Below are 13,640 nucleotides of genomic sequence, written 5' to 3'. Positions count from 1 at the left end.
CCCCCGCCGCAGGCCACGCGCGTCAGCCCTCCCGGCGGTACGGTTCGCAGCCGACGGGCGCCTCCGGCGGGGCCGGCGCGTCGATCGGCTCGATCGGCAGGGTCACCGGATCGTCGCTCAGGGTGAAGCGTTCGCCGTGGTGCGCCAACTCGATCGGCGGACCGTCGAGCAGGCGATAGGTGGCCTGCGACTTCTCCACCGCGACGACGATCCGCGACTCGCGCACCAGCATCCGGAACGACATGTAGTTGAGCCGGTGCGGCAGTCGCGGCGCGAAGGTGATGTTGCCGCCGAAGTCGCGCATGCCGCCGAAACCGGCGACGCAGTCGGTCCAGGCGCCGGCCAGCGCCGCGATGTGCAGCCCGGACGAGACGTTGTTGTGCAGGTCGTGCAGGTCGGTGAACACCGATTCGCACATCAGGTCGTACGCCAGGTCCAGGTAGCCCACCTCGGCGGCGGTCACCGCCTCGCAGCACGCCGACAGCGACGAGTCGCGCACGGTGATCGGGTAGTAGTAGTCGAAGACGGCGCGCTTCTCGTCGTCGGTGAAGCCGTCGCCGAACATGTAGGTGGCGAAGACCGTGTCGGCCTGCTTCACCACCTGCTTGCGGTACAGCTCGAAGTACGGGAAGTTCAGCAGCAGCGGGTAGCGGCCGCGGGTGGCCTCGAAATCCCACTTGTCGAGCAGCGTGAACGCCTCGCACTGCTGGTGGACGCCCAGGTTCTCGTCGTAGGGGACGGTCATGTTGTCCGCACACCGCGTCCAGTGCTTGATCTCGGCGTTGCTCACCCCGAGGTCGCGGGCGACGGCCGGCTGCCGGTGCACCACCGCGACCGCGTCCCGGAACGCCTGCTGCGCGGCCAGGTTGGTGAACACGTTGTTGTTGATGATGGCGGTGTACTCGTCCGGGCCGGTCACCCCGTCGATGCGGAAGTTGCCGCCCGCATCGTGGTGGCCGAAGCCGGCGAAGAAGCGGGCCACCTCCACCAGCAGTTCGACGCCGCACTCCACCTCGAACGACTCGTCGTTGGTGGCGCGCAGGTAGCGGCCGGTCGCGTTGGCGATGTCGGCGGACACGTGCACGCCCGCGGTGCCCGCGGGCCAGTAGCCCGAGCACTCGTCGCCGTCGATGGTCCGCCACGGGAACATCGCGCCGGACTGGCCCAGCTCGCGGGCGCGGGCGCGGGCCTTGTCGATGGTGCTGTGCCGCCAGCGGAGCTCCTCGCCGGCCGCGCCGGGGACCGTGTAGGTGAGCATCGGCAGGATGAAGCTCTCGGTGTCCCAGAAGGTGTGGCCGTCGTAGCCGGGACCGGTGAGGCCCTTCGCGGGGATCTGCCGGGACTGCCCGCGGGCCCCGGCCTGGAGCACGTGGAACAGCGAGAAGCGGACCGCCTGCTGCAGTTCGGGATCGCCGTCGATCTCGATGTCGGCGTCGCTCCAGAACTCGTCGAGGAACGCGGCCTGTTCGGCCTTGAGCGCGTCCCAGCCGGTCTCGGCGGCCATGGCGAGCGCGGCGTCGACCTGCGAGCGCAGGGCCGGGACGGAACGTCGTGCCGACCAGCCGTACGCCACGCACTTGGTGAGCACGATCTTGCTGCCCTGCGGCACGGTGGCGGCGACGGTCAGGCGCGCCAGATCGCCGTCGGCCTGCACGAACGTCTCGGCGTTGCCGGGGGCCTCGATCTTGTGACCCATCGCGGCGGCGACGGTGAGACCCGAGCGCTTGGTGTGGTGGACCAGCACGGCGGTGGTGCCGCGGCAGTCGGCCAGCGCGGGCACCAGCGGGGCGTCGAGCGCGGCCGCCAGCCGCGGATCGTTGCCGGGCAGCGGGACCGGCTCGTTGGCGAGCAGATCCGACTGCAGCACCAGCTTCATGTCCTCGCCGATCGGCTCCACCTCGTAGCGGGTCGCCACGATGGTCCGCTTGGTGAAGCTGACCAGCCGTTCGCTCTTGATCCGCACGGTGCGGCCGGTGGGCGAGGTCCACAGCGTGGTGCGGCGCAGCGTGCCGGTGCGGAAGTCGAGAACGCGCTCGTGGTCGACGGTGCGGCCGTAGCGCAGGTCCATCGGCTCGTCCTCCACCAGCAGGCGGATGATCTTGCCGTCGGTCACGTTCACCACGGTCTGCCCGGACTCGGGGTAGCCGTAGCCGCTCTCGGCGTAGGGCAGGTCGCGCAGTTCGTAGAAGCCGTTCAGGTAGGTGCCCGGCTGGTCGACGGGCTCGCCCTCCTCGAACGTGCCGCGCAGCCCGATGTGGCCGTTGGAGAGCGCGAACAGCGTCTCGGTGCGGCCGATCATGTCGATGTCCATGCCCCGCCACGACAGCTGCCACGGGTCCACCTCGAAACCGTGATCGGGGTGCAGTCCGTGCGCGGGTACGTTGGTGGGGTCGGTGTGGCTGGCGGTGTCGCCGTGCGTGGTGTGGGTCAGTTCGCTCTGCGGCTCGAACATGGCGGGCTCCTTCGCCTGGTCAGGCTGGTCCGGAAAGATCAGGAGAGAAGATCATCGAGATCGGAGACGACGACGTCGGCGCCTGCCGTGTGCATCGCATCGGTCTGCCTGCCACCGGTGCGATCGATTCCGACAACGTAGCCGAACGCTCCGGCGACCCCGGCCCGGACCCCGGAGATCGCGTCCTCGACCACCGCGGCCCGCTCCGGCGGCACCCCCATCAGTTCGGCGCCGCGCAGGTACGAGTCCGGGGCGGGTTTCCCGGCCAGCCCCTCCTCGACGATGGTGTTGCCGTCGACCCGATGCTCGGGGAACCCGGACAGTCCGGCGGCCTCGAGCACCATGGCGCCGTTCTTGCTGGAGGTCACCACGGCGATGCGCAGCCCGGCCGCGCGGGCGGCCTCCAGGTACCGCACCGAACCCGGGTAGGGCTCCACGCCGTCGCGCTCGAGCGTCGCCACGAAGGCGGCGTTCTTGGCGTCGGCGATCGCGTGGACGGTCTCGTCGTCGACGACGATGCCGCGCGCGGCCAGGAAGTTCCGGACGCCGTCGGTCCGGGGCCTGCCGTCGACGTGGTCGAGGTAGTCCTGCTCGGTGAAGGGCGCGAGGTCCTCGCCGTCGGCGGCGTCGGCGGCGCGCGCGGTGAGGAACGCGTTGAACGCGTCGGTCCACGCCGTCGTATGGAGGGTGGCCGTGGTGGTCAGCACACCGTCGAGGTCGAACAGCAGGACGGTGATCTGTGAAGGCAATCCGAGCACGGGGAAAACGCTACCCGGACGGGCTAGTGTCTGCTGGGTGACCGTTCGGAGATTCGCACAGGTGGACGTGTTCGGCGGCGGCGCCGAGGGGTTCGGGACGACCGGCGGCAATCCGGTGGCCGTCGTGCTGGATGCCGACGGGCTCGACGACGACGCCATGGCGCGCTTCGCACGGTGGACCAATCTGTCGGAGACCACGTTCGTGCTGCCGCCGACCGATCCGGCCGCCGACTACCGCCTGCGGATCTTCACCCCCGGCGGCGAACTGCCCTTCGCCGGCCACCCCACCCTCGGCTCGGCGCACGCGTGGCTGGCCGCCCGCGACGAGGCCGGAACGACGCCGTCGGGGGCGCTCGTGCAGGAGTGCGGGATCGGCGCGGTGCGGATCGGGTACGACGACGCCGGGCGCTTCGCCTTCGCCGCCCCGCCGCTCACCAGGTCGGGTCCGCCGGACGCGGCGACTCTGGACCGGGTCCGCACGGCCTTCGGCCTGGCCCCGGACGACGTCGTGGCCGCCGAATGGGTGAGCAACGGGCCGCCGTGGCTGGCGCTGATGCTCGACGACGGGCGGCGCGTCCTGGAGGCGACCCCGGACACGACCGCTCTCGGCCCGGACGACTTCGTCGGGCTGGTCGGTCCGTGGCCGGACCGGGCGGATGCGCACTACGAGGTGCGCGCCTTCGTGCCCGGGATGGGCGTCCCGGAGGATCCGGTGACCGGCAGCCTGAACGCCGGGATCGCGGTCTGGCTGCGCCGGGGTGCGGCCGGACCGGGGCTGCGGGCGCCGTCGTCGTACGTCGCGGCGCAGGGCACGGCGATCGGCCGCGCGGGACGGGTCTTCGTGGACGACGACGGCGACGACGTCTGGATCGGCGGCGCCTGCACCACGGTGATCTCCGGGACGGTGGACCTGTGAGCACCGGGGGTCTCCGGGGGACCGGGGATCTGTGAACATGGAGCCCGTGAGTGAGAACGCGTCGTCGGCGGGGGAGCCGCCGGTGAAGGAGCTGTCGGCGAAGGAGATCCGCAGGCGCAGGCGCCGGGAGCCGCCGCCGGCCCCCGAGCCGCTGCCCGGACTGGTGGATGCGCACACCCACCTCGCCGCCTGCGGGGGGCGCAGCGCCGAGGCGGTGCGCGAGATCGTCGACCGCGCCGAGCGGGTGGGCGTCGAACGCGTGGTGACCGTCGCCGACGACCTGGTCGACGCGCGCTGGGCCGTGCAGGCGGCGCACTGGGACGATCGGGTCTTCGCCGCCGTCGCCCTGCATCCGACGCATGCGGGCGACCTGGACGACGCCGCGAAAGCCGAACTGGAGCGGCTGGCGGCCGACCCGCGGGTGGTGTCGATCGGGGAGACCGGGCTCGACCACTACTGGACCGTCCACTCGGACGACTGCGCCGATCCGGCGACCCAGAAGGACGCCTTCGCCTGGCACATCGACCTGGCCAAACGGACCGGCAAGGCGCTGATGATCCACAACCGGGAGGCCGACCGGGAGCTGCTCGACGTGCTCGCCGCCGAGGGCTCGCCGGACACCGTGGTGATGCACTGCTTCTCGGGGACCCCGGAGATCGCGCGCGAATGCGTCGACCGCGGCTATCTGCTGTCGTTCTCCGGCACTGTGACGTTCGCCAATTCGACCGGTCTGCGGGAGGCGGCGGCGCTGACTCCCGAGGAGCAGATCCTGGTGGAGACCGACGCTCCGTTCCTCACCCCGCATCCGTATCGTGGCCAGCCGAATCAGTCGTATTGTCTGCCGTACACCGCGAGGTGTCTGGCGGATGTCCGTAACATGTCCCCCGAACGGATGGCACGGATCCTCGGCGCCAACGCGCACCGGGCGTACGGCCTGCCGTTGCGGTGACAGCGGTAAATTCGTTACCGTACTGTGACCCCGGTTTCGGGGACCCCGCCGACACCATCGCGGGGACGATTTGGTAAGTGGGTACTTCTTTGTCCGTCTTCAAGCGAATCAACGCGACCGACTCCAGGGGCGCACGTGCCGTCACCGGGGCCCTTCTCGTCACGCTCGCAGCCGGGGGCGTGACCGGAGCGGTCATGCACAAGGAACTGACGATCTCGGTCGACGGCGAGCAGCGCCAGGTCTCCACCATGTCCTTCTCCGTCGACGGCGTGCTCGCCGAGAACGGCATCGAGACCCGGCCCGACGACCAGCTGAACGTCGATCCGGGCAGCCGCCCCCAGGCCGGCCAGACGATCGTCCTCGACCGGCTCAAGGAGGTGGAGATCAAGCTCGACGGCAAGCCGCAGCTGGTCAAGACCCACAAGAACTCGGTGCGCGAGGTGCTCGCGGAGAAGGGGCTCGACGACGCGAAGGTCGCCGCCCCGCTCGACAAGTCCCTGCCGTTGAAGGGCGCGGACCTCGACGTGACGCTGCCCAAGCCGATCCTGCTGACCGACGGCGGCAAGACGATACGCACCAGCGTGCCCGCCCGCACCGTCGGCGAGGTCCTGGAGCACAGCGGTCGGCCGCTGGAGGCCACCGACAAGGTGGTCCCCGCCGCGGACACCCCGGTGACCAAGGACATGAAGATCGAGGTGACGCGCGTGCGCGCCGAGGAGGAGACCGTCGAGGAGAAGGTCGCGCCGCCGGAGATCACGAAGAAGGACGCCACCCTGGTCCGGGACCGCAAGGTGGTGGAGAGTCCGGGCACGCCGGGCAAGGCGCAGGTGACCTACAAGATCACCCGCGTGAACGGCAAGGTGACCAAGCGCGAGAAGGTCGGCGAGAACGTTCTGGTGAAGCCGAAGCCGGCGACGATCCGCATCGGCACCAAGCCGGGCGCACCGCACGCGCCGCAGGGCGTCTGGGATGCGATCGCGGTCTGCGAATCGACCAGCAACTGGGCCACCAACACCGGCAACGGCTACTACGGGGGACTGCAGTTCACCCAGTCCACCTGGAACGCCTACGGCGGCCAGCAGTACGCCCCGCGCCCCGACTTGGCGACCCGCGAGGAGCAGATCGACATCGCCAAGAAGGTGCAGGCCGGTCAGGGCTGGGGTGCGTGGCCGCACTGCACCCGCCGGCTGGGCCTGAGCTGACGGCTTGCGTTCGCTCCCCGCGCCCTCCCGTCGTCTCGGGCGCCGCGCTCCGGGGCCCCGTCGCGGTCTGAGCCCTCTCCGCTCCCCGAGCGGGTCCGCGGCGCCGGCCGAGGAGCGTGTCGAAGGGTCCGTGCGCGCCCCGTTTGACCGACCAGGGATGATGGTCGGGTGAGCGAGACGACCGGGCCCGCACAGGCGGTGCGATTGCTGGGACCCGCCGAGATCCGCGGTCTGGCCGCCGAACTCGGCGTGCGCCCGACCAAACAGCTCGGCCAGAACTTCGTGCACGACGCGAACACCGTGCGCCGCATCGTCGCCACCTCCGGGGTGGGGCCCGACGACGTGGTGCTCGAGGTGGGGCCGGGCCTGGGGTCGCTGACCCTGGCGCTGCTGGAGGTCGCGGGCGCCGTGGTGGCGGTGGAGATCGACCCGGTGCTCGCCGGGCGTCTGCCGCAGACCGTCGCCGAGTTCGCGCCCGGCAGGAGCTTCGACGTGGTGACCGCCGACGCGATGACGGTGCTGCCCGACGATCTGCCCGCCGCCCCGACCGCGCTGGTGGCCAATCTGCCCTACAACGTCGCCGTGCCGGTGCTGCTGCACCTGATGGCGCACTTCCCGACGCTGCGCACCGCGCTGGTGATGGTCCAGGCCGAGGTGGCCGACCGGCTGGCCGCCGGACCGGGCAGTCGTACGTACGGGGTGCCGAGCGTCAAGGCGCGGTACTTCGGCGCCGTGAAGCGCGCGGGCGCGATCGGCCGCAACGTGTTCTGGCCCGAACCCAAGATCGAGTCGGGGCTGGTCCGGATCGACCGCACCGACCCGTACGGCACCGACGCCGACCACCGCGCCGCCGTCTTCGCCGCGATCGACGCGGCCTTCTCCCAGCGCCGCAAGACCATGCGCTCGGCGCTCGCGAGCTGGGCCGGGAGTGCACCGAAGGCCGAGGAACTCCTGCGCGCGGCGGAGATCGACCCGCGGGTCCGCGGCGAGCGGCTCGACGTGGACGCCTACGTGCGCCTGGCGGAGGCCGCGCAGTCCGCTCGGGCGGCGGGATCAGGCGACGCGGACACGGCGCCGACCGACGACGGGCCCCGCCGATGATGGGTGGGGCGACGGCCCGCGTCCCGGCCAAGATCAACCTGCACCTGGGGGTGGGGCCGCTGCGGGAGGACGGCTACCACGGGCTGAACACCGTGTTCTGCGCGCTCTCCCTGTACGACGACGTCACCGTCCGCGCCGACGACGCCTTCTCGGTGCACGTCACCGGGGAGGGGCACCGCGACGTGCCCGCGGACCCGACCAACCTGGCGGCGCGGGCCGTGCAGGCGCTCGCCGAGTACGCGAACGTCTCCGACACCGACGTCCGCATCGAGATCGTCAAACAGATCCCGGTGGCCGGGGGCATGGCTGGCGGCTCGGCCAATGCGGCCGGCGCGCTGCTGGCCGCGGCCCGGCTGTGGCGCCTGGATCTGAGCCGCGAGGACCTCGCGGACATCGCCGCCACCCTCGGCAGCGATGTGCCGTTCTGCCTGCTCGGCGGCGCAGCGCTGGGCACCGGCCGCGGCGAGGAGCTGCTGCCGATCCTGCACCGCGGCGCCCTGCACTGGGTGATCGTGGCGGCCAAGGGTGGTCTCTCCACGCCGGCGGTCTATCACGAACTCGATCGGCTCCGAGCCGGTCGCGGCGAGACGGTCGCGCCGCCCGAGCGCCCCGACGAACTGATGGTCGCGCTGGCCTCCGGCGACGTCCACGCCGTCGCACCGCTGCTGCACAACGACCTGCAGCCCGCGGCGATCTCGCTGCAGCCGCTGCTGCGCCGTACGCTGCGCGCGGGGACCGAGGCGGGGGCGCTGGCCGGGATCGTCTCGGGATCGGGCCCCACGTGCGTCTTCCTGTGCGCGGACGAGGAGTCGTCGGTCTCGGTGGCCGCCGAACTGTCCGGCCTCGGCGTCGCCCGGGCCGTCCGCACCGCGCACGGGCCGGTCCCCGGTGCGCGGCTGATCCCCGCGCACTGAGCCGAGCCTCCGCTCGCACCGACTTCTGCATTCACGAACCATCCCCACGCACGAACGGATTCGCATGGCCCCCGGTACCAACACGTCCCTGGTGATCGCCGAGAAGGTGAGCAAGAGCTTCGGCATCAAGCCGCTGCTCGACGAGGTGAGCGTCGGCGTGCACGAGGGCGAGCGCATCGGCGTCGTCGGCCTCAACGGCGGCGGCAAGACCACCCTGCTGGAGATCATCGCCGGGATCACCGAACCCGATTCGGGCCGGGTGTCCCGGGTCGGCGGCATCGAGGTGGTCACGGTGACCCAGCGCGGCGTGCTCCCCGCCGGATCGACGGTCGCCGACGTCGTGGTGGGCGCCGACACCGCCGAACACGAGTGGGCCTCCGACGCGCGGGTCCGCGGGATCCTGGCGGGTCTGGGCGTCGACGAACTGCTCGCCCGGGACGTCTCGGCGCTCTCCGGCGGTCAGCGTCGTCGGGTCGCCCTCGCCGCGGCGCTGGTGACCGACGCGGATCTGCTGATCCTGGACGAGCCGACCAACCACCTCGACATCGAGGGCGTGTACTGGCTCGCCGAGCATCTGGTCTCCCGCCGCAGCGCGCTCGTCGTCGTGACGCACGACCGATGGTTCCTCGACACCGTCGCCCAGCGCACCTGGGAGGTGCACTCCGGTCGCGTCGACGAGTACGACGGCGGCTACAACGACTGGGTGTTCGCGCGGGCCGAGCGCGCCCGGCTGGCCGACGCCGCCGAGGAACGACGACGCAACCTCGCCCGCAAGGAACTGGCCTGGCTGCGCCGCGGCGCCCCGGCACGCACCTCCAAACCGAGGTACCGGGTGGAGGCCGCGGAGAAGCTCATCGCCGACGTGCCGCCCCCGCGCGACACGGTCTCGCTGTCGGCGTTCGCCAAGCGTCGCCTGGGCCGCGTCGCGATCGAGCTGGAGGACGCCACGGTGCACGCGCCCGGCGGGGCGGACGGGGCGCCGGGGCGCGAACTGGTCCACGACCTCACCTGGCGGCTCTCCCCGGGCGAGCGGATCGGTCTGGTCGGCGTCAACGGCTCCGGCAAGACGACGCTGCTGCGCGCCCTGGCCGGCGAGGTCCCGGTGGCGCCGGGCAGGCGGATCCAGGGCAAGACGGTGCAGCTGGGCTGGCTGCGGCAGGAGCTCGACGACCTCGACGAGGACCTGCGGGTGCTCGACGCCGTCGAAGAGGTGGCCGGTCACGTGATGCTCGGCGACAAGGAGCTCTCGGCCGGTCAGCTCGCCGAGCGGCTGGGCTTCTCGCCCGCACGCCAGCGGACCCCGATCCGCGACCTGTCCGGCGGCGAGCGTCGTCGTCTCCAGTTCACCCGCGTCCTGATGGCCGAACCGAACGTGCTGCTGCTCGACGAGCCCACCAACGACCTCGACATCGACACCCTCCAGCAACTCGAGGACATCCTCGACTCCTGGCCCGGCACCCTCGTCGTGATCAGTCACGACCGCTATCTGATCGAGCGGATCTGCGATTCGACGTGGGCGCTGTTCGGCGACGGGACGCTGACCAACCTGCCGCGCGGGATCGAGCAGTACCTGGAGCGTCGTGCCTCCGACGCGGCCGGCATCGGCTTCGGGCCGGTCGCGGTCCTCTCGCGGCTCGGGTTCGTCTTCTCGCGGCTCGTCTTCTCCTGCTTCCGGGTCGGCTTCTTCTCGCGGGTCGGCTTCTTCGCCCGGGTCGAGCTCTTCTTCTCGCGGGTCGAGCGAAGTCGAGACCCCCCGACTGTCGGCCGCCGAGCATCAGGCCGCGCGCAAGGCGCTGAGCCGGGCCGAGCGCCAGATGGAGAAGCTCGGCAAGCGCGAGGAGGAACTGCACGCCGCGATGGTGGAGGCCGCCGTGGATCCGGAGAAGTTGACCGGGCTGAACGACGAACTCCAGCGTGTGCTCGCCGACAAGGAGACCGCCGAGACGGAGTGGATGGAAGCCGCCGAACTGCTCGAATAGCGGGTTGCACGAAGCTTTTTCACCGGCCGAGTGAGGCTCTTCCTCGGTCGAGCGGAGCCCTTCGCCGACCGAGTAGAACTCTTCGCGGGCCGAGCGTGACTCTTCGCCGGTCGAGTAGAGCCCTTCGCTGGTCGAGCGGAGTCGAGACCACGAGGAGATCTCGACTCCGCTCGACCAGCGAGGATCCTCGATCACCGAGGAACTGTGACCCGCGTCGTCGTGTCCCGGCGCCGCAGAGAATGGAGGGCCGCTTCCCCTTCGGCCCAACGATCTAGAACTCTACAGAATCTTGTGGCTGATGTGAAAGTTGTGACTCATGTGATTTGAGTTGAAGGGGCGAACCGAGATGTGTCGCGGGCACGGGCGTGCGGGAGTCGACGGAACCTCATGCCGTCTCGGGGAAGGTCACCGCAGGTCAGGGGTGCTCGCCGGATCTCGACTCCGCTCGATCACCGAGGGGGCCTCGATCACTGAGAGGACTTCGATCACTGAGAGGACTTCGATCACCGAGGGGGCCTCGATCACCGAGAGGACTTCGACCGCCGGAGGGGCCTCGATGCCCTGAGCGAACGCATCGGGAACCGCTCATCTAGCGTGGGCGCATGTCCTTCCTCCACACCGTCGTCCACGGTTCGGTCGCCGAGATCGTGCTCGACCGCCCCCGGGCGCTGAACGCCCTCGACCAGTCGATGATCGACGACATGTTCGCGACCCTGACCGCCTGGGGCGACGACGACGCGATCGAGACCGTCCTGGTCACCTCGGCGAGCCCGCGCGCGTTCTGCGCCGGCGGCGACATCCGCGCGATCCGCGAGGCCGCGGTCGACGGCGACGCCGCCGCGATCACCCGCTACTTCGCCGGCGAGTACCGGCTCAACCAGTTGATCGCCGAATACCCCAAGGCCTACGTCGCGCTGATCGACGGCGCGGCGATGGGCGGCGGCCTCGGGATCAGCGTGCACGGCGAACTGCGCATCGTCACCGAGAACGCGCTGCTGGCCATGCCGGAGACGGCGATCGGGTTCTTCCCCGACGTGGGCGCCAGCTACTTCCTGCCGCGCCTGCCCGAAGGCGTCGGCCTGTGGCTGGGGCTCACCGGCGCCCGGCTGCGCGGCGCCGACGCCGTCGCGGTGGGACTGGCCACGCACTTCGTCCCGGCCGCCGACCTCCCGGTGCTGGCGCAGCGGATCCGCGACGGCGTGCCGCTCGGCGAGGTGCTCGCGCCGCACCGTGATCCGGTGCGGACCGACCTGCCGCTGCGGAAGATCGCCGAGTACTTCCCGCTCGGTTTCCCGCCCGCGAGCATCCTCGGCGGCCTGCGCGGCGCCACCGACGACGACTGGGCGCAGGAGGCGGCCGCGGCCTTCGACGCCGCATCGCCCACCAGCCTGGCCGTGACCGCGGCGCTGGTCGCGGCGGGCGCGGAGTCGCCGTTGGACCGGTGCCTGGACCGCGAACTGCACGCGGCCGAGGTGCTCACCGCGACCCCCGACTTCGCCGAGGGGGTGCGCGCGGTGCTGGTCGACAAGGACCGGAACCCGTCGTTCCACCCGGCCACGCTCGACGACGTCGACCCGGCCCTGGTCGCGCGGGCCGTCGGCGCCTGACCGGAGGGCGATCACCCGGCGGCGACGGGCACGACGGTGATGCTCGGCCCGTCGGCGAAGGTGAGGCCGTCGGTGGGCACGGTCTGATGTTCGGTCACCGAACCGTCGTCGCCGAACGCGAAACTGGTCACGACGACCTTCGAGCCCTCCTTGAAGATCGGGGAGGAGACCAGGTACATCCACGTGCCGTCGGTGGACCGCGCGAGAGCGGCCGGGCCGGCGGGGGTGCGGAACGGTGAGGAGGGCAGCTCGTGGAGGGCGCCGTCGTCGCCGATCTCGTAACCGGTCACGTTGTGCGAGAAGGTGTTCGCGAAGTAGATGAAACGGCCGTCCGCGGTCTGGACCGGGTTGTGCGGGATCTTGCCGGTCGGGTAGGGCGAGCCGGGGAGCGGGACCAGGTCGCCGTTCTCCTTACGCTCGAAACCGCTGAGCGTCGCCGACTGCTCGTTGCAGACGTACAGGAACCGGCCGCCCCCGGCGAAGGCCGGTGTGATGGGGAAGACGCCCTCTGCGGCGACGCGGGCGACCGGCCCGGACAGGCTGCCGTCCGCGGCGACGTTCACCCGGGCGATCTGCTTGCCCACGGTGGTCGGGGTGTAGACGTGCCTGCCGTCGGGCGAGATCACCGGGGTGACGGCCCCGTCGGGGACGCGTCCCAGCCGGAACGGCTTCCCCGCGAACGACGGTGTGCCGTCCTCGGCGAGCCGGATGTGCTGGATGCCGCCGAAGAAGAAGCCCGCCGGGCCGCGGCCGACGCCGACGTACAGGTTCCGGCCGTCCGCGGAGATCGCCATCGCGACCGGGGTGGTGGTGCGCGGGAAGTTCAGCCGGTGTATCCGGGTCAGGGTGCCGTCGTCCTCGATCCGGAACGCCAGCAGGTGCGGCGAGTACGTCTGCGGCATGCTCACCGGGAACCCGAGGCCCTGGCCCGGGGCGACGTACAGGAACCGGCCGTCGGGGGTGGTGACGACGCAGAACGTGCCGCGGCCGGTGGAGTACGGCGAGCCCGGGAGGGCTTCCAGGGAGCCGTCGTCGTAGGCGGTGTAGGCGGCGATGCCGCCGCTCTGGGCGACCACGTAGATCCGGTCCTTGGCGATCCGGGCTGTCGGCGACGTCATGTCACTCCTCCTCAGGAGATTTTCTAATGAATCATTAGACCTGAGTATGACCCTAATCACTCGTGTGGAGTGCAGGGTGGGAGAGATCTCTCCTAGGCGCCGGGATCCGGCGGCCCCTACGATCCCCGAGTCCGATGACGGGGCGCGGCGGGACCGGTGCGGGGCTATCCGCCGTCGATGTTGCGGATCGGGTCCGACGCCTTGCCCACCGTGCTGCAGTAGGTGGTGGCCGAGGCCTGGGTCAGGGTGACCTTGGCGCCGGAGGGATCCGAGTCGCCCTTCGACTTCAGGAACTCGGTGATGACGGATTTCTTCCCCGCCGAATCCATCTGCTGGTAGTCGCCGCACGTGGTGTCGCCGCCCTCGTTGCCGCCGCCGCACGCGGTGAGGCCGAGTACGGCCGCACCGAGGACCGCGGCGGTGATCAGGCGGGTCTTGAGTCCGTCGGTCGTCATGATGTCTCCCTCGTCGTCGGATCGTGTCGTGATCTTTGTAGCGAGCGATGGACGGGCGGGAGTCCGGTTTCGGAGCCCTTCGTCTCTTCGGCCGACACCGCTTCGGGGGGCGGTCGGTCGGCGACGGGCCGACCCTTCGATCCCCCGTCGGCATCGGGCTGGCCATTCCCCCGTCGGCGACGCGCCGGC

General features: G+C 71.1%; 10 protein-coding genes and 1 pseudogene. 7 read left to right on the top strand and 4 right to left on the bottom strand.

The genetic code is table 11. From position 1 onward, the window contains the following. Nucleotides 1-22: 22 nt before the first annotated feature. Nucleotides 23-2,452 (bottom strand): glycoside hydrolase family 65 protein, encoded by a 2,430-nt coding sequence (locus QM809_RS00230; protein WP_415043850.1) that lies wholly within the window; start codon nucleotides 2,450-2,452, stop codon nucleotides 23-25. 38 nt (nucleotides 2,453-2,490) lie between these two features. Then, nucleotides 2,491-3,210, bottom strand: coding sequence for an HAD family hydrolase (locus QM809_RS00225; protein ID WP_415043849.1), 720 nt, complete (start codon nucleotides 3,208-3,210; stop codon nucleotides 2,491-2,493). A 37-nt stretch (nucleotides 3,211-3,247) separates the two neighbouring features. Between QM809_RS00225 and QM809_RS00220 the strand changes: the two genes are divergently transcribed. From QM809_RS00220 to QM809_RS00190, 7 genes and pseudogenes are all read left to right on the top strand, one after another. After that, complete coding sequence (locus QM809_RS00220; protein ID WP_415043848.1) at nucleotides 3,248-4,126, top strand: PhzF family phenazine biosynthesis protein; 879 nt, start codon at nucleotides 3,248-3,250, stop codon at nucleotides 4,124-4,126. A 37-nt stretch (nucleotides 4,127-4,163) separates the two neighbouring features. Beyond that, complete coding sequence (locus QM809_RS00215) at nucleotides 4,164-5,075, top strand: TatD family hydrolase (protein WP_415043847.1); 912 nt, start codon at nucleotides 4,164-4,166, stop codon at nucleotides 5,073-5,075. An 89-nt stretch (nucleotides 5,076-5,164) separates the two neighbouring features. Then, nucleotides 5,165-6,277 (top strand): transglycosylase family protein, encoded by a 1,113-nt coding sequence (locus tag QM809_RS00210; protein WP_415046970.1) that lies wholly within the window; start codon nucleotides 5,165-5,167, stop codon nucleotides 6,275-6,277. A 168-nt stretch (nucleotides 6,278-6,445) separates the two neighbouring features. Beyond that, complete coding sequence (gene rsmA, locus QM809_RS00205; RefSeq protein WP_415043846.1) at nucleotides 6,446-7,378, top strand: 16S rRNA (adenine(1518)-N(6)/adenine(1519)-N(6))-dimethyltransferase RsmA; 933 nt, start codon at nucleotides 6,446-6,448, stop codon at nucleotides 7,376-7,378. Continuing rightward, the gene (locus tag QM809_RS00200) at nucleotides 7,375-8,292 is read left to right on the top strand and encodes a 4-(cytidine 5'-diphospho)-2-C-methyl-D-erythritol kinase (protein ID WP_415043845.1); all 918 of its coding nucleotides are present in this window, start codon (nucleotides 7,375-7,377) and stop codon (nucleotides 8,290-8,292) included. Before rsmA ends, QM809_RS00200 begins: the two co-directional genes overlap by 4 nt. A gap of 64 nt (nucleotides 8,293-8,356) precedes the next feature. Continuing rightward, nucleotides 8,357-10,271 (top strand): annotated as a pseudogene (locus QM809_RS00195) (ABC-F family ATP-binding cassette domain-containing protein). A 602-nt stretch (nucleotides 10,272-10,873) separates the two neighbouring features. Beyond that, nucleotides 10,874-11,878 carry an enoyl-CoA hydratase/isomerase family protein gene (locus QM809_RS00190; protein ID WP_415043844.1) on the top strand — a complete coding sequence of 335 codons (1,005 nt, stop codon included), beginning with the start codon at nucleotides 10,874-10,876 and terminating at the stop codon, nucleotides 11,876-11,878. A gap of 11 nt (nucleotides 11,879-11,889) precedes the next feature. On the opposite strand, the gene QM809_RS00185 is transcribed toward QM809_RS00190, so the two are convergent. Next, nucleotides 11,890-12,996, bottom strand: a complete 1,107-nt coding sequence (locus QM809_RS00185) for a lactonase family protein (RefSeq protein WP_415043843.1) — start codon at nucleotides 12,994-12,996, stop codon at nucleotides 11,890-11,892. Between the two features lie 164 nt (nucleotides 12,997-13,160). Next, nucleotides 13,161-13,451: a hypothetical protein gene (locus tag QM809_RS00180; RefSeq protein WP_415043842.1), complete on the bottom strand. Its 291-nt coding sequence runs from the start codon at nucleotides 13,449-13,451 to the stop codon at nucleotides 13,161-13,163. Nucleotides 13,452-13,640: the final 189 nt, after the last annotated feature.

It is taken from the genome of Gordonia sp. (in: high G+C Gram-positive bacteria) (assembly GCF_047600385.1).
Taxonomy (GTDB): Bacteria; Actinomycetota; Actinomycetes; order Mycobacteriales; family Mycobacteriaceae; genus Gordonia.
This window is presented reverse-complemented; position numbering and strand designations above follow the sequence as displayed.